General features: G+C 63.8%; 16 protein-coding genes and 1 tRNA gene. 3 read left to right on the top strand and 14 right to left on the bottom strand.

What is annotated here, in order from left to right; translation table 11 throughout:
• The first annotated feature begins 156 nt into the window (after positions 1-156).
• Positions 157-1347 (top strand): tRNA 2-thiouridine(34) synthase MnmA, encoded by a 1191-nt coding sequence (mnmA, locus tag FJW04_RS08640; protein WP_140713547.1) that lies wholly within the window; start codon positions 157-159, stop codon positions 1345-1347.
• Between the two features lie 43 nt (positions 1348-1390).
• On the opposite strand, the gene FJW04_RS08635 is transcribed toward mnmA, so the two are convergent.
• A complete protein-coding gene (locus tag FJW04_RS08635) occupies positions 1391-2356 on the bottom strand; it encodes a Gfo/Idh/MocA family oxidoreductase (protein WP_015315992.1) in 966 nt (321 codons plus the stop codon).
• A gap of 238 nt (positions 2357-2594) precedes the next feature.
• Here FJW04_RS08635 and FJW04_RS08630 point away from each other — a divergent pair.
• Positions 2595-2671: transfer RNA gene (locus FJW04_RS08630), tRNA-Met, on the top strand.
• Between the two features lie 270 nt (positions 2672-2941).
• Here the strand turns inward: FJW04_RS08630 and fghA are convergent.
• The 8 genes from fghA to FJW04_RS08590 all read right to left on the bottom strand — a co-directional run bounded on the left by fghA (position 2942) and on the right by FJW04_RS08590 (position 11572).
• The gene (fghA, locus tag FJW04_RS08625) at positions 2942-3778 is read right to left on the bottom strand and encodes an S-formylglutathione hydrolase (RefSeq protein WP_140713545.1); all 837 of its coding nucleotides are present in this window, start codon (positions 3776-3778) and stop codon (positions 2942-2944) included.
• Between the two features lie 240 nt (positions 3779-4018).
• The gene (locus tag FJW04_RS08620; protein WP_140713543.1) at positions 4019-4765 is read right to left on the bottom strand and encodes an SDR family NAD(P)-dependent oxidoreductase; all 747 of its coding nucleotides are present in this window, start codon (positions 4763-4765) and stop codon (positions 4019-4021) included.
• Between the two features lie 38 nt (positions 4766-4803).
• On the bottom strand, positions 4804-5982 hold the full coding sequence (locus FJW04_RS08615) for an alanine--glyoxylate aminotransferase family protein (RefSeq protein WP_140713541.1): 1179 nt from the start codon (positions 5980-5982) through the stop codon (positions 4804-4806).
• Between the two features lie 26 nt (positions 5983-6008).
• A complete protein-coding gene (locus tag FJW04_RS08610) occupies positions 6009-6815 on the bottom strand; it encodes a 4-pyridoxolactonase (RefSeq protein WP_023770377.1) in 807 nt (268 codons plus the stop codon).
• Positions 6816-6863: 48 nt separating this feature from the next.
• A complete protein-coding gene (locus FJW04_RS08605; protein ID WP_140617631.1) occupies positions 6864-7799 on the bottom strand; it encodes an ABC transporter permease in 936 nt (311 codons plus the stop codon).
• A 3-nt stretch (positions 7800-7802) separates the two neighbouring features.
• The gene (locus FJW04_RS08600; RefSeq protein ID WP_140713539.1) at positions 7803-8900 is read right to left on the bottom strand and encodes an ABC transporter permease; all 1098 of its coding nucleotides are present in this window, start codon (positions 8898-8900) and stop codon (positions 7803-7805) included.
• Positions 8897-10465: an ABC transporter ATP-binding protein gene (locus tag FJW04_RS08595; RefSeq protein ID WP_140713537.1), complete on the bottom strand. Its 1569-nt coding sequence runs from the start codon at positions 10463-10465 to the stop codon at positions 8897-8899. The genes FJW04_RS08600 and FJW04_RS08595 overlap by 4 nt, the downstream gene beginning before the upstream one ends.
• A gap of 78 nt (positions 10466-10543) precedes the next feature.
• Positions 10544-11572, bottom strand: a complete 1029-nt coding sequence (locus FJW04_RS08590; RefSeq protein ID WP_140713535.1) for a BMP family protein — start codon at positions 11570-11572, stop codon at positions 10544-10546.
• A 98-nt stretch (positions 11573-11670) separates the two neighbouring features.
• Between FJW04_RS08590 and FJW04_RS08585 the strand changes: the two genes are divergently transcribed.
• On the top strand, positions 11671-12096 hold the full coding sequence (locus FJW04_RS08585; RefSeq protein WP_140617627.1) for a hypothetical protein: 426 nt from the start codon (positions 11671-11673) through the stop codon (positions 12094-12096).
• Positions 12097-12131: 35 nt separating this feature from the next.
• Here the strand turns inward: FJW04_RS08585 and FJW04_RS08580 are convergent, their stop codons facing one another.
• From FJW04_RS08580 to FJW04_RS08560, 5 genes are read right to left on the bottom strand one after another with little or no spacing between them, the layout of a single operon-like run.
• A complete protein-coding gene (locus tag FJW04_RS08580) occupies positions 12132-13139 on the bottom strand; it encodes an ABC transporter substrate-binding protein (RefSeq protein WP_140665222.1) in 1008 nt (335 codons plus the stop codon).
• Positions 13140-13177: 38 nt separating this feature from the next.
• Positions 13178-13993 carry an ABC transporter permease gene (locus FJW04_RS08575; RefSeq protein ID WP_140713533.1) on the bottom strand — a complete coding sequence of 272 codons (816 nt, stop codon included), beginning with the start codon at positions 13991-13993 and terminating at the stop codon, positions 13178-13180.
• Positions 13990-14820 carry an ABC transporter ATP-binding protein gene (locus FJW04_RS08570; RefSeq protein ID WP_140713531.1) on the bottom strand — a complete coding sequence of 277 codons (831 nt, stop codon included), beginning with the start codon at positions 14818-14820 and terminating at the stop codon, positions 13990-13992. Before FJW04_RS08570 ends, FJW04_RS08575 begins: the two co-directional genes overlap by 4 nt.
• Positions 14821-14880: 60 nt before the next feature.
• A complete protein-coding gene (fhmpcd1, locus tag FJW04_RS08565) occupies positions 14881-15810 on the bottom strand; it encodes a 5-formyl-3-hydroxy-2-methylpyridine 4-carboxylate 5-dehydrogenase (RefSeq protein ID WP_140713529.1) in 930 nt (309 codons plus the stop codon).
• Positions 15810-17447 carry a choline dehydrogenase gene (locus FJW04_RS08560; protein WP_140713900.1) on the bottom strand — a complete coding sequence of 546 codons (1638 nt, stop codon included), beginning with the start codon at positions 17445-17447 and terminating at the stop codon, positions 15810-15812. Before FJW04_RS08560 ends, fhmpcd1 begins: the two co-directional genes overlap by 1 nt.
• Between the last annotated feature and the right edge of the window lie 55 nt (positions 17448-17502).

Raw genomic sequence — 17502 nt, 5'->3', positions numbered from 1 at the left:
ATTTGAAATATACGGTCGGAAGCCCCGTTTTAGCCGGGAGAAATGTGCCCGTTCGCAGCGTCCGCCACGCCGAGGTCGTCCTGCAAGCTGGCGCCGCATGAAAGCTTGACCTATATTCTCGACATTGGCATTGAGCTGCCGCGAAATGAAAGCACCATGAACAGTCTCGACCTTCCCAGACGTCCCGAAGAGACCCGCGTCGTCGTCGCCATGTCGGGCGGCGTCGATTCATCAGTGGTCGCCGGCTTGTTGAAGCGCGAGGGCTACGATGTCGTCGGCGTCACCTTGCAACTCTATGATCATGGTGCGGCAACGCATCGGGCCGGCTCATGCTGCGCCGGCCAGGACATCGACGATGCCCGTCGCGTTTCCGAGACGCTGGGTATTCCCCATTATGTGCTCGATTACGAGGAGCGGTTCCGCAAGGCGGTTATCGATCCGTTCGCCGAGAGCTACGTCGCCGGCGAAACCCCCATTCCTTGCGTTTCCTGCAACCAGACGGTCAAGTTCGCCGATCTCCTGGCCACGGCCAAGGATCTCGGCGCCGACGCGCTGGCCACCGGCCACTACATCCGCTCCGGCGCCAATGGCGCTCACCGGGCGCTTTACCGGCCGGTCGATGCCGACCGCGACCAGAGCTACTTCCTGTTCGCCACCACGCAGGCGCAGATCGACTACCTGCGCTTTCCGCTCGGCGGCCTATCGAAGCCCCAGGTTCGCGCCATCGCCGAGGAGATGGGGCTGACGGTGGCCGCCAAGCAGGACAGCCAGGACATCTGCTTCGTGCCGCAAGGCAAATATTCCGACATCATCGCCAAGCTGAAGCCGACTGCCGCCAACCCAGGCGACATCGTTCATATCGACGGCCGTGTGCTCGGTCGCCACGAGGGCATTCTGCGCTACACGATCGGCCAGCGCCGTGGCATCGGCATCGCGTCCGGCGAGCCGCTCTATGTCGTCCATCTCGACGCCGAGCGCGCCCGTGTCGTGGTCGGCCCGCGCGAGGCGCTGGAGACGCACAAGATCTATCTGCGCAACATGAACTGGCTGGGAGACGGAGGCCTCGCCGATGTGCCCGCCGGCGGCATCGAGCTGTTCGCCAAGGTGCGCTCGACCAGGCCGCCACGGCCGGCCGTGCTGCGTCACGAGGCAGGTGTGGCCTCGGTCGAACTGGCCGACGGTGAATCCGGCATCGCGCCTGGACAGGCCTGCGTGCTCTATTCCGACGACGGCAACGAGGCCCGTGTCTTCGGCGGCGGCTTCATCGTGCGCTCCGAGCGCGGCGCCGAAGCCGAAGCGATGCTGAGCCGGCTGGCCGCGAAGCCGGCGCAAGTTCCCGCCGAGTAGCTCTCCCCTGCCAATCGTACCAGGAGTGCGGCGTAGCCTTCCCTCAGGCCGTGGATTTGGTGTGGGTGACGGTGCCGGCCGTCAGGATGCGCAGCACCCTGATCGCTTCCTCGCCGCTGGTGCGCGGTTCGGCGCGCGTTTCGATGCAGTGGATGAAGTGCTCCAGTTCGCGCGTCAGCGGCATGCCCTGGGCAACCGCGACATAGGACGGCTCATTGGTGGTGAATGCCCACTGGCCGCTGTCCTGCCACACGGCGTGGCGGTAGACCGCAAGCTTGCGCTCCCATGGCTCGACATCGTCGAACACCGCCATCGCCTTGGTGCCGACCACGGTCAGCCGCCGCTCGCGATAGGGGTTGAGCCGCGACGTGAAAAGATGGCTGCGCAGTCCGTTGGGAAAGCGCATGTGCAGATGCGCGAAATCGCTGAGATTGTCGAGGAGTGCCGCTCCCTCGCCGCGCACCTCGATCGGCTCGGTGCCGGTGATGGCCAGGATCATCGACAGATCGTGCGGCGCCAGGTCCCATAGCGCATCGTTCTCGGTATGGAACTTGCCAAGCCCCAGCCGGTGCGAATGGATGTAGCGGACCTCGCCGAGCTCGCCCTTGTCGATCAGCCCTTTCAACGTCTCGAAGGCGGGATGGAAACGCAGGACATGGCCGACCATGAACACGCGGCTATTGTCCTTGGCCGCCTGCACCGAGCGCTCGGCATCGGCCACCGTCAGCGCGATCGGCTTTTCCACCAGCACGTCCTTGCCGTTCTCGACGGCGCGCACGGCAAGATCGGCATGGAACTGCGGCGGCAAGGCCATGATGATGGCGTCGATGTCATCGCGGACGAACAGTTGGTCCGGCTCGATCGCCAGGCAGTCCTGTTCGCTGGCGAAACCTTCGGCGCGAGCCCGATTGGTGTCGGAAACCGCGTGCAATGCGCCGAGCGCCTTGAGGGTGCGGATGTGGTTGGAGCCCCAGTATCCGCAACCGAGGACTGCAATGCGCGGCTTCATCTGTTTCAAACTCTAAAAAATCGTGGCCGAGACATAGCGACGTGCCCCGTCGAACTCAACCCCGGCGGCACCAACCAGCTGTTCGTGCGGCAAAGCTTTTCCCCATCGAGAATAGCCTTGATATCGAATGCATCGAAGCTTGACAGGCTCGCCCTCCCAACCTTATATCCGCGCGACCTTGGCGAACGCCTCGAAATGCCTTTCGATTTAAGGCGGATTTCGGGCCTGTCGCCGCCCTGGCGGGGTAGCTCAGTTGGTTAGAGCACGGGAATCATAATCCTGGGGTCGGGGGTTCAAGTCCCTCTCCCGCTACCAATTTCTAGAATAATTTCAGATACTAATGGGCTCCGGCGCCCGAGAACCTTGGCTCGGTTTGCTATCCACGCAGCCATACCCGTTTGAGCGCGTAACGATCGAGTTCGCGGCCGATTTCCGCGCCGCCGCGTCAGCATCAGCGTGCTCAGGCTCTTGCCCTGCGGATCCTGCGCCAGTGACATAGCCGAAGGCGCGGCCGACACCGCCTATGGGATGGCCTTGCCGGACCCGAACCCGATCCTCACGGAGTGAGTAGCCCCTGGCGTGCTCCTACTTGGCCAGGCGCGCGGCGTGCCACTTCAAATGGTCGTCCATGAAGGTCGAGATGAAATTATAGGAATGATCGTAGCCTTCCTGCATGCGCAAGGTGAGCGCGATGCCGGACTTCTTGCAGGCATCTTCGAGAAGCCATGGCCGCAGGCCATCCTTGAGGAAGCCATCGGCGGTGCCCTGATCGACCAGGAATTCGCCGAAGCGGTGCCCGTCTTCGATCAGCGCTGTTGCGTCGTAGGCGCGCCAGGATTTCTCGTCCTTGCCGAGATATTTTTCCAGAGCCGGCCGCGACCAGTCTGCCGTCATCGGCTGAACGATCGGTGCGAACGCCGAGCAACTTCTGAAGTGCTCGGAGTTCTTCAGCGCGATGGTCAGCGCGCCATGCCCGCCCATGGAGTGGCCAAAAATCGACTGGCGCTCCATGTCGGCGGGGAACTGGCTGGCGATCACGGCCGGCAGCTCGTCGACGATATAGGAGTGCATCCGGTAGTTCCTGGCGAAGGGCTGCTGCGTCGCGTCGAGATAGAAGCCGGCGCCCGAGCCGAACTGCCAATTATCCTTTTCGTCGGCCACACCCTCGCCGCGTGGGCTTGTGTCGGGGCAGACCACGATCAGGCCGAGCTCGGCCGCCAGACGCCGGTATTCGCCCTTGTCCATGACATTGGCATGAGTGCAGGTGAGGCCCGACAGATACCAGAGCACCGGCAGTGGCCCATCCTTGGCCTGCGGCGGCACGAAGACGGCAAAGGTCATGTCGCAGGCGCAGGCTTCGGAAGCGTGTGAATAAACACCTTGCACGCCGCCATGCGACTTGGACGTGGAAACGACTTTCATCAGCTCTGCCTTCTCGTCAAGAAATCCCGGCCCGGCATAGCGGCCGGATGCGTCGCTCGCAACCGCGCGCCGCATAATCAGTCCCGGCGGCGTTATCGAGGTGCACCCCGATAACGCCGCCGGTAGACGCCAGGCTTTGGGAACACGCTGGCCTAGCCGGGAGGCTGGAGGCCAGCGAAAAGCCAGACGTTTCGATGGCCGGCCATCAGGCCGGCAAGGCGCCGGACTTGACGATTGCCCTTAGTGCCTGATCATTCCGGCGTCGACATTCAGCGTCTGGCCGGTGATCCAGCGGGCGTCCTCGCTGGCCAGGAACGACACGACATCGGCGATATGTTCGGGCTGGCCCTTGCCCTTCATCGCCTGGAGCATCTCGACGAAGCCGAACGCCTCGTTGTGCGGGCTCGCCTTGACACCATCGCTCTCGATCAGGCCGGGCGTCACCGCATTGGCCGTGATGTTATACTTGCCAAGCTCGGTGGCCAGCGCCCGGGTGAAACCAATGACGCCGCCCTTGGCCGCGACATAGGCCGCCATGTTCGGCGTTCCGGCGAAGAAGGTGTTGGAGGCGATGCTGATCACGCGTCCGGCCTTGCCCGCCGCCCGCATCTGGTCGGTCGCCGCGCGGGTGACGATGAAGGTCCCCGTCAGGTTGACGTCGATGATCTTGCGCCAATGGTCGAGGTCGACATCGTCCCAGGCGACGAACGGCACGATGCTGGCATTGTTGACCAGGACGTCGACACCGCCGGCGAGCGCCTGTATTTCGTCAAACAGCGCCTTGACCGAGGCCGGATCGGCAATATCGGCTGCAATCGCCTTCGCCTTGCCGCCGATTTCGGCGGCCGCGGCCTTGGCGCCCTCGGCATTGATGTCGCTGACGATGACGGTCGCGCCGTCGGCCGCCAGCCGCACCGCGATCGCCTTGCCGATGCCTTGTGCCGCCCCCGTCACCAGCGCCGTCTTTCCCGCAAGCCGTTCAGTCATGAAATTTCTCCCTCGATGCGCAGTCTGTTGATGTCTGTTCAGGCGTCGGCGTCGATCACCGCCAGCGCCGCGTCGATGCCCTTGCCGACCGCAAGCTTCTGGCCAGCCGCGTTCATGGCGCCGCCAAGCGCCGTCAGCGCCGCGATCGCATAGATCGGCTGTGCCGTCGGGCCCATATGGCCGATGCGTGTAAGCTTCCCCAAAGTTTCGCCGCGACCCGACGAAAACACCACGCCGTAGCGGGCGCGCGCTGCCTGGCGAAGTGCTTTCTCGTCGACACCGTCGGGTGTGCGAACGGCCGTGGTGCTCGGCGAGGCGATTGCATCGCTGGCGGCCCAGATCGACAGGCCCATGGCGACGACGCCTGCCCGCATGGCCTTGGCCGTCAGTGCATGGCGCGCCCAAACCGCTTCCGGCCCCTCGTTGAGATAGAGATCGAGTGCCACATCGAGGCCGTTCACTTCGGCCACCGAGGGCGTGAAGGGGAATGGCTTGTCGCGAGACCAGGCGTTCTCCCAGTCGACGATGCTCAGCATCGAGGCCCGGGGCGCCGCCTTGTTGGCCTTCATCTTGGCCCAGGCGCGGTCGCTGACCCCCATGATCGTCAGCGCTGGCGGCGCGCCAAGACATTTGCCCGGGCCGGTCACATAGATGTCGGCCTTGCAGTCCTCCGGATGCGTCTTCATGCCACCGAAAGACGAGACGGCATCGACGATCAGGTAACCGCCATGCGCCGACACCAGCGCGCCGATGGCATCGATCGGGTTGATCGTGCCCGACGGCGTGTCGTGATGGCAGACGGAGACGACAGTGATTTCCGGATGCGCCTTCAGCATGGCGGCAACCGCCTGCGGGTCGATCGCCTCATTGTAGGGCACTTCGATTTCGAGGAGATGCGGTGTATAGCGCTTCGCCCAATAGCCGAACCCCTTGCCGTAGACGCCCGAGGCAAGGTTGAGCACGACGTCGTCCGATGTGATCAACGACGCCGCCGCCGCCTCGAGACCCAGCACCGGCTCTCCGTGCAGGATGACTGGCTTGTTGGAAAGCCGCATCGCTTTTTGAGCCTTGTCGACGACCTTCTCGTAGAAGAGCTGGAAGGCCGGGTCATAGTCGTAGAGCACCGTGCGGCCGAGGCCTCGCAGCACCTCGGCATAGGCATTGACTGGCCCCGCCGTCAGCGTGAGGACCGGATCCGCGTGATCGGGATAGCGCATGGTCTTGGTCTCCGGATTGGCGGCGATCAGCCGTAGAACTGTGTGCCGGTTTTGTAGGTCTTGAAGTTGTCCATGTCGTGCGAGTACATCAGCTCGGCGCCGTGATCCTCGGCAAGTTTCTTCACCCTGCGCATCGAATTGACGCCCGCGACCGGGTCGATATGGAAGGCGGCCTGGCAAAGCGTTTCCAGGCTCTTCTGCGTGTAGGCGGCGTCGATCGTGAACATGATCGGCTTGCGCTTGGGAAACTCGACCAGAAGGCTGTAATGGCCGATCGAGTGGCCGGGGGTCGAGATCAGCCTGACCCCTTTGGCAAGCTCGACGTCGCCATCTATCCCCTCGAAAGTCGAGTTGGCGCGCGTCGTGCCTTCCAGCAGCTGGGCGGTCGCGCCGCGCGCTTCGGCGGCCTCGGCCGAGAAGCTCAGATCGGAATAACCGAGATGTTCGAAAGGCTGCGGATTGCAGGCCTGCGGCACCTCCGAACGGTGGCAGATCTTCTTGGCATGCGGAAAGTACTTGTTGCCGCCGCAATGGTCGAAATGGAAGTGCGAGTTGACGACCACGTCGATGTCCTTCGGCTCCAGCCCGAGCAGCGCCAGCGCGCCGGGAATGGTCTGGTGCTTTTCCTGGATCGGCTTCTCGAAGGGCAGCACCTTCATGACGTGGTCGTAGTCATAGCCGGTATCTATGAGGAAGCGGCCCTCGGCATGCTCGATCAGGATCGAATAGACGGGGAAGCGCACTTCGCCGCCTGGGCCACGGTTCCAGAACACATGATAGCCGTCGAGGACAAGTGAGCCGCCGTCGAGCAGGTAGACCTTGGTATCCGACATTGTTGCCTCCTTTTCCGGCGCGGGTTCCATCCGCGCGTCTGGTTTTTCTCAGCGCGCCCCGCGCTCGTATGGAATGCCCAGTGCCGCCGGCAGGCTGGCCCGCCGCCCGAACAGCACCAGCATGATCATCACCGCCAGGAACGGCAGCATCTGGATGACATCGGTCGGTATGTTGATGCCCGCCACCTGCATGGCCGTCGTCAGCGACAGGCACACGCCGAACAAAAGAGCCCCAAACAGCACCCAGATCGGCCGTCCCCGCGCCAGCATGGCCAGCACGATGCCGAGAAAGCCGGCGCCATTGGTGATGAACGGAATGAACAGGCCCGCTCCGACATTAGCGAGGTAGGCGCCGCCAAGCCCTGCCAGCGCGCCGGTCGTCAGCACCGCGATGGTACGGGTCCTGATGACGTCGATGCCGGCGACATCGAGCGCGGCCGGCTTGTCGCCCGCTGCCTGCAGGTTGAGGCCGAGCTGCGTGCGGCGGTAGAGGTGGCTCATGGCGAACACCAGGGCGACCGCCAGATAGACGATCAAGTGATGCCTGAAGAAGGCCGGGCCGATCACCGGAATGTCCGACAGCAGCGGAATGACGGTTGCGTCCGCCGCCGGCAGGCGGGGATAGCTGCGCGAAAACTGGAAATGATGGAGCAGCGCCGTCAGGCCTTCGAGACCAAGCGTCAGCGCGATGCCGATGACGATCTGGTTCAGCCCGATGCGCACGCAAAGCAGCGCCATGATCAGCGCCACCGCGACGCCGCCCGCAGCGCCGGTGAGAAAGCCTAGCCACAGCGATCCCGAATAGAACGCGCCGACGAAGCCGAGATAAGCGCCGGCCAGCATCATGCCCTCGATGCCGATGTTGAGCACGCCGGCCTTTTCCGACATCTGCTCGCCGAGCCCGGCAAGCAGCAGCGGAATGGCGGCGGTGACGGCGCCAAACAGCAATGCGCTGAGAAAGACTTCGCTGAAGAGCCCGGTCATACCCTACGCCTTTCTCGACTGATGATAACGGTGGTCGACATATTCGGCCAAGGCGAGCACGATCAGCACGATGGAGACCAGCACCAGCGTGAAGTGATTGGGCACGCCAAGCCGCCGCGCCGCGCTCTCGCCGCCGATCGACAATACGGAGAGCAGGAACACGAAGCCGATCGCGGCAAAGCCGTTCATGCGGGCGAGAAACACGGCCGGAATGACCGCCAGCCCATAGGCTGGATTCCAGTCGGCGCGAACATTGCCTTGCACGCCGATGATGTCGACAGCGCCGGCAAGGCCGGCGAGCCCGGCGGAAATGGCAAAGACGGCAATCGTCAGGCCGGGCACGCCCAGCCCCGCATGAACCGCCGCACGCGGATTGGCGCCGACGATCCGCAATTTCAGCCCGAATGCCGTACGCGTCATCACAAGATGCACGATGATGATTGCCGCCAGGCCGAGCAGCAGGCCACTGGTGATGGTGGTTTCGAACAGGCGCGGTAGCCGGTCCTCCACCGGCAGCGTGCGGGTCTGCGGCACGGTCGTGCCGGGATCGCGAAACACCAGCTTGACCAGCACATTGGCGAGCGACGTGCCGAGGAACGTCATCATCAGCGTGGTGATGATCTCGTTGACACCCTGATAGGCGCGCAGCAGCGCCGGCACCAGCGACCAGATCATGGCCACCAGCATGGCAATCAGGAACGCGCAGAACAACGCCAGCCAGGCTGGCATGACCTGCACCAGCACGGGAGCGCTGGCCGCCGCCGTGACGGCGCCGAGCAGGAACTGGCCGTCGCCGCCCAGATTCCACATGCCGGCGCGAAAGGCAACGATCAGGCCGGCGGCGAGAAACAGCAGTGGCGCCATGCGCGTCAGCGTCTGCTGGATGCCCAGTGGCGAGAAGAGGCCCTTCTCCAGCACGTAGCCATAGTAAGCGAGCGGGTCGACGCCGACGGCAAGCAGGATGCAGCCGGCGATGACGAGAGCAGCAAGAATCGGCCCAAGCGTCATCAGCAGCCGGTGCACTATGTCGCGCCGCGTGGCGGCGGCGCTCGTGGCATCGAGTGCGGTAGCGCCAGCGGCGGGTGCGGTGTCGATGCTCATGCGGCAAGTCCGATCATCAGGCGACCAACCCTGGTACGGGCGTCGTCGACATTGGCGACGGTGCCGACCAGCGCACCATTGGCAATGACGGCGATACGGTCGCACATGCTGAGCAGTTCCTCGAGGTCGGTGGAGATCAGGAGCACGGCGAGGCCGCGTGCCGCCGTGTCGCGGATGCGCTGGCGCGAGGCCAGCGTGTTGGCGAGATCGAGCCCATAGGTCGGCTTGTTGAAGATCACCACCTTGGCGCCTTCGGCCAATTCCCGCGCCAGCAGCACCTTCTGGATGTTGCCGCCGGAGAGCCGGGCAACGGGCGTCTTCAAGCTTGGCGTACGCACATCGTATTCGCGCACCAGCTCGGCGGCACGCCTGTCGATCTCGGCGCGCTGCTCGACGCCGCTGCGCCAGAAGGGCGCCGCCCCGACTTGCTTAAGGAAGAAGTTGATGGAGACCGGGAACGTGCCGACGGTGCCCTCGCCCAGCCGGTCGTCGGTCAGGTAGCGAAGACCGCGGTGGCGGCGTTCGCCGACGCTCAGCGCCTCGATGGCGGTGCCCTCCAGCCGAACCGAGCCGCTGGTCGCCGCCCGTTGACCGGCCAAGGCCTCCGCCAGCTGTTTCTGGCCGTTGCCATCGATACCAGCGATGCCGAGTATCTCGCCCGGGCGGATGTCGAAGGAGATCGACGACAGGCCGGGTGCATTGTCGGTCGGCGCGACCGTCAGATCCGCGACCTGAAGCAGAGGCGCGGCACTGGCATCGACCGCGCGGGCCGGACGTTCGACCGCTTCGGGATCGTCCTTCTGCTTGCCGAACATCAACTCCACGATCTCGGAAATAATCTCCTGCTCGCCGAGTGCGCGAAACCGCTCGGGCGGGATCTCGCCCACCTTGCGGCCGAGCTTGAGAACCGAGATGCGGTCGCCGAAGGCGGCCGCCTCCTTGAGCTTGTGGGTGATGAAGACGATCGCCAATCCCTGTTCGACGAGGCGCCGCATCAGCGCGCCAAGTTCCTCGATGCCCTTCGGCGTCAGCATCGAGGTGGATTCGTCGAGGATCAGCACCCGGCTGTTGCGCACCATGGCGCGCAGGATTTCGACTTGCTGCTGCTCACCGAGCGAGAGTTCCGAAACCTTGGCATGCAGTTTTACTGTGATGCCGAGGCTGCCAGTGATCTCGGCCACGCGGGCCGCAAGCTCTTCGGTCCTCGGACGCTGCCACCAGGGCCCGCCAAGAAGCAGGTTCTCGGCGACTGTCAGGGTGGGCACCAGCATCATGTGTTGGAACACCGTTCCGATGCCAAGCGCCAGCGCATGGCGCGGCGACGTGATCGGCGTCGGCTTGCCGTCGACAAGTATGCGCCCCTCGTCCGGCTGCTGCAGGCCCGACAGCATGCCGATCAAGGTGGATTTTCCCGCGCCGTTCTCGCCGAGCAGTACATGCACCTCGCCAGGATGGATCGACAGGTCGACGCTGTCGTTGGCGACGATGCCGGGAAAGCGTTTGGTCACGCCTTCGAGCGCGACGATGTCGCGGCTGTCGACGGGCGATGAAGAAAGACTGCTCATGAAAGCCCAGCACTGGAAAACGGGAAATATCCGGAGGGGCGAACCGATCGCCCCTCCGGCAGCCGACTTCTGGTCGCCTTACTGGGCGACGCTTGTCATCAGCGCCCTGACGGCGGCGGCGTCATAGACCGGCTCGACCTTGATCTTGCCGGAAATGACGTCCTCGCGCAGCGCCTGGATTTCGCTCCAGACGTTGTCGGGGATGGCGGCGGTCTTCAGCAACTGCACGGAATCGTCCTTGAGGCCGATCGAGTAACGCTTGGTACCGAACGTGTCGGCTTTCAGGTCGGCGATCATCGCCGCGTAGACCGGTTCGATGTTCCACACCACCGACGACAGCAGGAAGCCCTTGTCGATTGGCGACTTGTCGCCGATGACGTCGATGAAATAGACCTTGCCGCCATCGGCGGCCTTTGTCGTCTCGACTGCCTGCAGCATGCCGAAGCTGGAGCCGTTGCCCTGGCCGAAAATGATGTCGGCGCCCGAGGCGATAACGCTTTCGGTGACGCGCTTGCCGCCGGCAGCGTCACTGTAGGCGGCCGGCCCGATCACCGCATAAGTGATCTTGACGTCCGGGTTCTCCGCCTTCACCCCTTGCGCGAACGCCGCCGATTGCGAGTTCCACGATGGCGGTTCACCGGAGACGACGATGCCGACCGACTTCGAGCGCGACATCTTGGCGGCGAGACGGCCGGCCAGATAGGCGCCCTGGTGGCCGCTCAGCGTGTAGTCGGCGACGAGGCCTTTCTCCAGCCCGTTCGGCGTATCGACGATCGCTACCGGAACCTTCAATTCCTTGGCGATCTCGGGCGCCGAGGTGTTGTAGCCGCTGGCATGCGCGATCAGCAGGCTGGCGCCGTCGGACGCGAGCTCGCGCAGCGTCGGACGGACATCGCCATAGCCGAGGCCCTGCGCCACGACCACCTCGACGCCGGCTGCCTTGCCGGCTGCCTTGGCGGCGTCGATGCCTTGCTGGTTCCAGCCATAGTCCGTGCCTTCTTCAGGCGTGAGGATGGCGATCGACTTGACTTCGCCGGCAAGCGCGCCGCCCGTCAAGATACCAGACAGTATTAATGCACTTACGCTACCCTTCAGGATCTTTAACATGTTACCCTCTCTGTTTGATTTCCAATCAATATTTTTATTGTTATTGCGCACAAGCGAGATAGACTGCCTGAGAAAGCTACCCATGGAGCTCAGGCAAAGTGAAAATCCGTTATGTCCTCCCCGTGATGTTGGCGTTCACATCGCTTGCCAACGCGGTTGAGTTGCACCATGTGATCGTCCGCAAGGGAACCGACGGGCTCGATATGGTGCCGTTGACGATTTCGAATGCCGGCAAGGAAGGTGTGTCCTGCAACGCCGACTTCGCCCACTGGTATTCAGAAGGGATCGCCACGATAGAGCCGGGCATGAGCGCTCGTGTCGAACTCTGGTTCGATCCCAAGACCGGCACCTTCACCATCCTCAACGACAAGCGCGAAAACCTGCCGGTCGAGCGCCTGTGGTGTGGCCTCGCGGGTCGCGCATATGCCACGCGCGGGCAGATCGCGCTCGACCGAACCGATGCCGCCAAAGGCGAGCGCGAGGTGTCCTGCGGCATGGAGCAGGACAGCCTGGCATGCCGGTAGGCGCTCATTGATCGGTCCGTCCGGGCCATCGTGCCCTATTCCTCCAGGAACTTGTCGGTGAAGACGTCGTCGGCCGACAGCGCAGCTTTGAGCACGCCCTGGTCGGTGAGCGTCTTCAGCGTTTCCTCCCACTGCGTCTTCGTCATCCAGCCGAGGCCGTGGTCCTTGGTGTCGGGGCTGGTGAAGGTTGAGGCGACGTCGGCGTTGATCTGGGCCAGCAGCACATCCTTCTTGTCCGCGTAACCGGGTGCGGCCTTGGCGGTGATCTCGGCGGCTTCTTCCGGATGGGCGACGACATAATCGAAGGCTTCCCTGTAGGCCTTGACGAAACGGGCGACGACGTCCGGCTTGTCCTTGATCATTGTCTCCGAGGTGAACAGGCCGGAGCCATAAGCCTTCCAGCCATGGTCGGCGCCCATCATGATGCTGAGCGAACCGGGACCGCCCGCCTTGGCTTCCAGTTCGGGAACCTCGGCGTCGACATAGCCGACCACCGTTTGGACCCGGCCGAGAAGCAGATAGCTTTCATAGGGCGGCGAGACGCTGTTCAGCGTCATGTCCTTTTCGGTCAGGCCGTTGGCCGCCAGGAAGCCCTTGAAGAAGATGTAGGTCGAGCCCGCTGGATGAATGCCGATGGTCAGGCCCTTGAGATCGGCCGGCTTGGTGAGCTTCACCGTCTTGGCGAGCGACATGATTGCCAGCGGCGAGTGCTGGTTGACGGCTGCCACCGCCACCACCGGAACGCTCTGCGAGCGGGCCACGGCGAGCGTGGGAAGATCGCCGAAACCGAAATCCGCGTTCCCGTTGCCCACCAGCCGCATGGCATCCGGCGAACCCGAACCCTTGCGGATTTCGGCGACATCGATGTCGTTCTTGGCGAAGAAGCCTTTTTCCTTGCCGACGAAGAACATGGCGTGGTTGCCGCGCACCACCCAATCGAGTTGGACGGTGATCTTGTCAGCGGCCAGCGTCGCGTTCGAGAAGCCAAGCGCGCCGGCAAAGGCCGCAAGCGTGGCTACCTTGATAAGTGAGCGTCTCAGCATTTTTGTTCCCTTTTATTGACGGTGGTTGATCGAGAGGCCTAGGCCTGGCTGAATTTCGGTGCCCATGGCACCACGATGCGTTCGAGGATTTCGGCGGCGTAGTAGAAGGCGATGCCGAGCACGGAGACGAGCAGCAGCGCCGCGAAGACCAGCGCGGTGTCGAGCTGGGTCGAGGCGAACTGGATGACGTAGCCTAAGCCGTCCGAGGCACCGGCGAATTCGCCGACGATGGCGCCGATCACGCTCAGCGTGGCCGCGATCTTGGTTCCCGCCATCAGGTTCGGCAGCGAATGCGGAACGCGGATCCTGAACAGGATCTGCGTCGGGCTGGCGCCGACCGAATTCATCAGCGACAGCAGCGAGCGGTCGACCGACTGCATGCCGGCCAGCATCGACAATGTCACCGGAAAGAAGGCGATAACCAGGATCAGGCCGATCTTGGGCGCGAGCCCATAGCCGAACCAGAGAATGAAGATCGGCGCCAGCGCCACCTTCGGCACGTTCTGGAACAGCACCACCAGCGGATAAAGCGCCCGGCCCAGCCAGTCGAAGCGCACGATGATCAGCGCAATGGCGACGCCGACAACGACGGAGACAAGGAACCCGAACAGGATCTCGCCTGCCGTCACCAGTGTCGCCTGCATCAGCGTAGCCCATTGCGCGACCAGCGATTGCGCGATTTCGGACGGGGCGGGAATGATGAAGGCGGAGATGGCGAAAATTCGCACCACGGCTTCCCATACGACGATCGTCGCCAGCAAAAGTATGACCGCCGGCAGCCAGCTGCCGGTCGCGGCCACCCAGCCGGACGCAAGCCGCGCGTCGAGGGGATTGGTGATGGGTTGATCGCTCATGACGCGCCTCCCGGTTGGTGGCTGGCGCGCAGCATCGTGCGCAGTTGAACCACCAGCCTGACGAACTCCGGATCTTCCGTCACCGACAGATCGCGCGGATAGGGCAGGCCAATATCGAGGCTCTCGGTGATCCGGCCGGGCTTGATCCCCAGCACATGAACATGGCGAGACAGGTGAATGGCCTCGTCGATGGAGTGGGTGACAAGAACGATGGTCTTGCCGGTGCGCTGCCAGATCTCCAGCAGCGACTGACCCATCTGGTCGCGGGTAATGGCGTCGAGCGCGCCGAACGGCTCGTCCATCAGCAGCACCGCCGGATCGAGCGCCAGCGCCCGCGCGATAGCGACGCGCTGGCGCATGCCGCCTGACAATTCGTTCGGACGCTTGTGGGCGCTGTCGCCCAGGCCCACCAGCTCAAGCATCTCCTGTCCGCGCGTCCGTAGTTGCGCGCGCGAAAGCGACTTGTCGGCGATACCTAGCAGCATGGAAGCGTTGTCGACGGCGTTCTTCCACGGCAAAAGGTTGGCGTCCTGGAAGACGAGGCCGATCATGCGCTTGCGCGCCGCCTCGACCGGCGAAAGCCCGGCGATCGAAACGCTGCCGCTTGTCGGATTTACAAGTCCGGCCAGAACCTTCAGCAAGGTGCTCTTGCCGCAACCGGAAGGACCAATGAGAGAAACAAACGAGCCCTTCGGTACCGAAAGATCGATGTTCTGCAGAACCAATTGCCTGGCCATGACCACCGAAACGCCCTTGGCGGAGATCAGGTCGTCGTGACGTATATGGGCCGGCCGGCCACCGGCTGCCCGGATGGTTTCAACACGCATGGCTTGGCCCTCCATGCGGTACCCCAACCCGACCGGCCTTGTGAGCACGATGTGTCATGGCTACTCCCGGCCCTCCAGGATGCGACGCACCGCGACGAGCTTGCGCGCCCGTTCGCCTTGCAGCGCCTTTGTCTGCTCGGGCGTGTAGCAGAACATGCCCTCCCCCGACTTGATGCCGAGCTTCGACGCGTTCGTCTTTTCCAGCACCATCGGCGCGACATCGTCGCGATTGGAGAGATCGGCGTTGAGGAAGGACGAGACGGACTTGTAGATATCGAGGCCCGCCATATCGAGCAGCGCCATCGGCCCGATGACCGCGATCTTGTAGCCGATGCCCCACGAGACGCAGGTGTCGAGATCTTCCGGCTCGATGACACCGCGCTCGACAAGGTCGACCGCCTCGCGCAGCAACGCATAGAGCACGCGGTTTTCGACGAAGCCCGGAACATCCTTCTTCACCACCACCGGCAAGAGGCCGATCGAGCGGATCAGGTCGCGAATCGTCGTCACGATACGCGGCGCGGTCTTTTCGCCTGCGATCACCTCGATCATCGGGATGATATGCGGCGGGTTCGACCAGTGCATGCCCACCATCCGCTCGGGATGGGAGATGTGCGCCTGCAGCTTGGTGATCGGGATGCCCGACGTGTCGGACGCGACGATCGTGTCCGATGCGATCAGGCTGTCGATCGTGCGATAGACATCGGCCTTGATCGAAATGTTTTCAGGAACGTTCTCGATGACGAGGTCGGCGCCCGATACCGCGTCTGCCATGTCATCCGTGAAGCGGACCGTTCCGGCGCCGGCCGGTGGCGCCGCGATACCCAGGGCGTCGAGAACGCCCTCGGCCACGCCCAGCATGGACCCCGCGCGCTCGATCGCGGCCGGGGCAACATCGTAGGCGACGACCTGCAGGCCGCCTCTGGCGAGCCGGGCGGCCATGCCAGGCCCCATCGTACCCAGACCGATGATGGCGATACGCTGGATCATTATGCTGCCCTGCTTTGCGTTGCCGCTTTTGATGCCGCGACGAGATCGGCGGCTTTCTCGGCAATCATGATCACCGCCGCGTTGATGTTTCCGCAGACCAGGTCGGGCATGACGGAAGCGTCCACCACCCTCAGGCCGTCGACGCCACGAAGCCGCAATTGCGGGTCGACGACCGAGGCCGCGTCGGCGCCCATCCGGCAGGTTCCTGCCGGGTGATGCACGGTGATGGAGGTCTTGCGGATATGCTCATCGATTTCGTCGTCGCTCTGGCACTTCGGGCCAGGGAAAAACTCCGCCTCGATGAAGGGCTGCATGGAGGGCTGCGACGCGAGGTCCCTCGCCACTCGGAAGCCGGCCCGAAGCGAGCCCCAGTCCTTCGGCGAGGCGAGGAAATTCTGGTGGATCAATGGCGCCGCGAGAGGATCGGCCGAGGCCAATTTCACCGCGCCCCGGCTTTCAGGCTGCGTCGCCACGATCCGTGTGGCGAACCCGTCCGGAAACGGCGCCTTGAATGGCTCCAAATACGGCCACGCGGCGAGCGGGGCGGCCGTGAACAGCAGTTGCACATCTGGCAACGGACGCTCCGGGCCGCTTTTCAGGAACGCGACGACCCCGCCGGGCACATCTCCCGAGAAACCTCGTCCCGTGAAGTAGGTCTTGGCGAAATCGAACCCGATCCGATCGGCACGCATGTTGCGAAGGAAAGGGCCGCCCGGAGCCCGGCGCCGGTACATGAGAATGACCGAGACGTGATCCTGCAGGTTCTTGCCGACCGCCGGCAGGTTGACCCGCGTCTGGATACCGTGCGTCGCGAGCTCCTCTGGCGCCCCTATGCCGGACAGCATCAGAAGTTGCGGCGTGTTGATGACGCCGCCCGAGAGCAGGACTTCCTTGCGGGCGACGACCGACCGTTGGCCGCCGCCATGGTTCACAACCACGCCGGTGGCGCGCGTGCCCTCCAGCGTGATCTTCGTCGCCGTCGCTCCGGTCAGCACGGTCAAATTGGGTCGCTTCAGGGCCGGCCGCAGATAGGCGGACGCGGTCGAACTGCGCCGACCGTTCGAGATCGTCATCTGGAGCCGGCCGAAACCTTCCTGCCGCTCACCATTGTAGTCGTCCGTCTGTGGATATCCCGCCTCCACGCTGGCTTGCGCAAACGCGTCGATCAGCGGGTCCTTGTAACGGCAGAACTGGGTGCTGACCGGACCATTGCCGCCGCGAAAGTGGTTCGCGCCTCCTTCCCAGCTCTCCTGCTTGCGGAAATAGGGCAGCACCTTGTCGTACGACCAGTCATGGAGCCCGCTGGCCGCCCAACGGTCGTAATCGCCGCGATTTCCCCGCACATAGGCCATGGCGTTGGTCGACGAAGACCCGCCGATCACCTTGCCGCGGGCGCACTCGACCCTGCGTCCGCCGACATTGTCTTCCGGTTCGCAGAAATACATCCAGTCGTGACGTCGCTCGGTCAGGATCTTGCCCCAGCCAAGCGGGATGTGGATCATGGGGTCGCGATCCCAGCCGCCGGCCTCGAGCAGCAGCACCGAACATCCGGGGTCGGCGCTCAGCCGGTTGGCGAGCACGCAACCGGCCGATCCGGCTCCAACGATGATGTAGTCGTAACTTTCCGCGTGCGGCATGGTGCGTTTCATTGCCTTGGTCCGGCGCTCCTGCGCCAGGGAACTATTGAAACCG

Origin of the sequence: Mesorhizobium sp. B2-7-3 (assembly GCF_006440715.1) — a bacterium.
GTDB classification, from domain to species: domain Bacteria; phylum Pseudomonadota; class Alphaproteobacteria; order Rhizobiales; family Rhizobiaceae; genus Mesorhizobium; species Mesorhizobium australicum.
The sequence above is the reverse complement of the archived record's forward strand: the minus strand, read 5'-3'. Positions and strand labels throughout refer to the sequence as shown.

Coding starts and splice junctions, on each gene's coding strand:
- FJW04_RS08560 (WP_140713900.1), bottom strand. CDS start 17,447: ATGCCGCACGCGGAAAGTTACGACTACATCATCGTTGGAGCCGGATCG.
- FJW04_RS08610 (WP_023770377.1), bottom strand. CDS start 6,815: ATGTCGGATACCAAGGTCTACCTGCTCGACGGCGGCTCACTTGTCCTC.
- FJW04_RS08635 (WP_015315992.1), bottom strand. CDS start 2,356: ATGAAGCCGCGCATTGCAGTCCTCGGTTGCGGATACTGGGGCTCCAAC.
- mnmA (WP_140713547.1), top strand. CDS start 157: ATGAACAGTCTCGACCTTCCCAGACGTCCCGAAGAGACCCGCGTCGTC.
- fghA (WP_140713545.1), bottom strand. CDS start 3,778: ATGAAAGTCGTTTCCACGTCCAAGTCGCATGGCGGCGTGCAAGGTGTT.
- FJW04_RS08575 (WP_140713533.1), bottom strand. CDS start 13,993: ATGAGCGATCAACCCATCACCAATCCCCTCGACGCGCGGCTTGCGTCC.
- FJW04_RS08605 (WP_140617631.1), bottom strand. CDS start 7,799: ATGACCGGGCTCTTCAGCGAAGTCTTTCTCAGCGCATTGCTGTTTGGC.
- FJW04_RS08580 (WP_140665222.1), bottom strand. CDS start 13,139: ATGCTGAGACGCTCACTTATCAAGGTAGCCACGCTTGCGGCCTTTGCC.
- FJW04_RS08595 (WP_140713537.1), bottom strand. CDS start 10,465: ATGAGCAGTCTTTCTTCATCGCCCGTCGACAGCCGCGACATCGTCGCG.
- FJW04_RS08620 (WP_140713543.1), bottom strand. CDS start 4,765: ATGACTGAACGGCTTGCGGGAAAGACGGCGCTGGTGACGGGGGCGGCA.
- FJW04_RS08600 (WP_140713539.1), bottom strand. CDS start 8,900: ATGAGCATCGACACCGCACCCGCCGCTGGCGCTACCGCACTCGATGCC.
- fhmpcd1 (WP_140713529.1), bottom strand. CDS start 15,810: ATGATCCAGCGTATCGCCATCATCGGTCTGGGTACGATGGGGCCTGGC.
- FJW04_RS08590 (WP_140713535.1), bottom strand. CDS start 11,572: ATGTTAAAGATCCTGAAGGGTAGCGTAAGTGCATTAATACTGTCTGGT.
- FJW04_RS08570 (WP_140713531.1), bottom strand. CDS start 14,820: ATGCGTGTTGAAACCATCCGGGCAGCCGGTGGCCGGCCGGCCCATATA.
- FJW04_RS08615 (WP_140713541.1), bottom strand. CDS start 5,982: ATGCGCTATCCCGATCACGCGGATCCGGTCCTCACGCTGACGGCGGGG.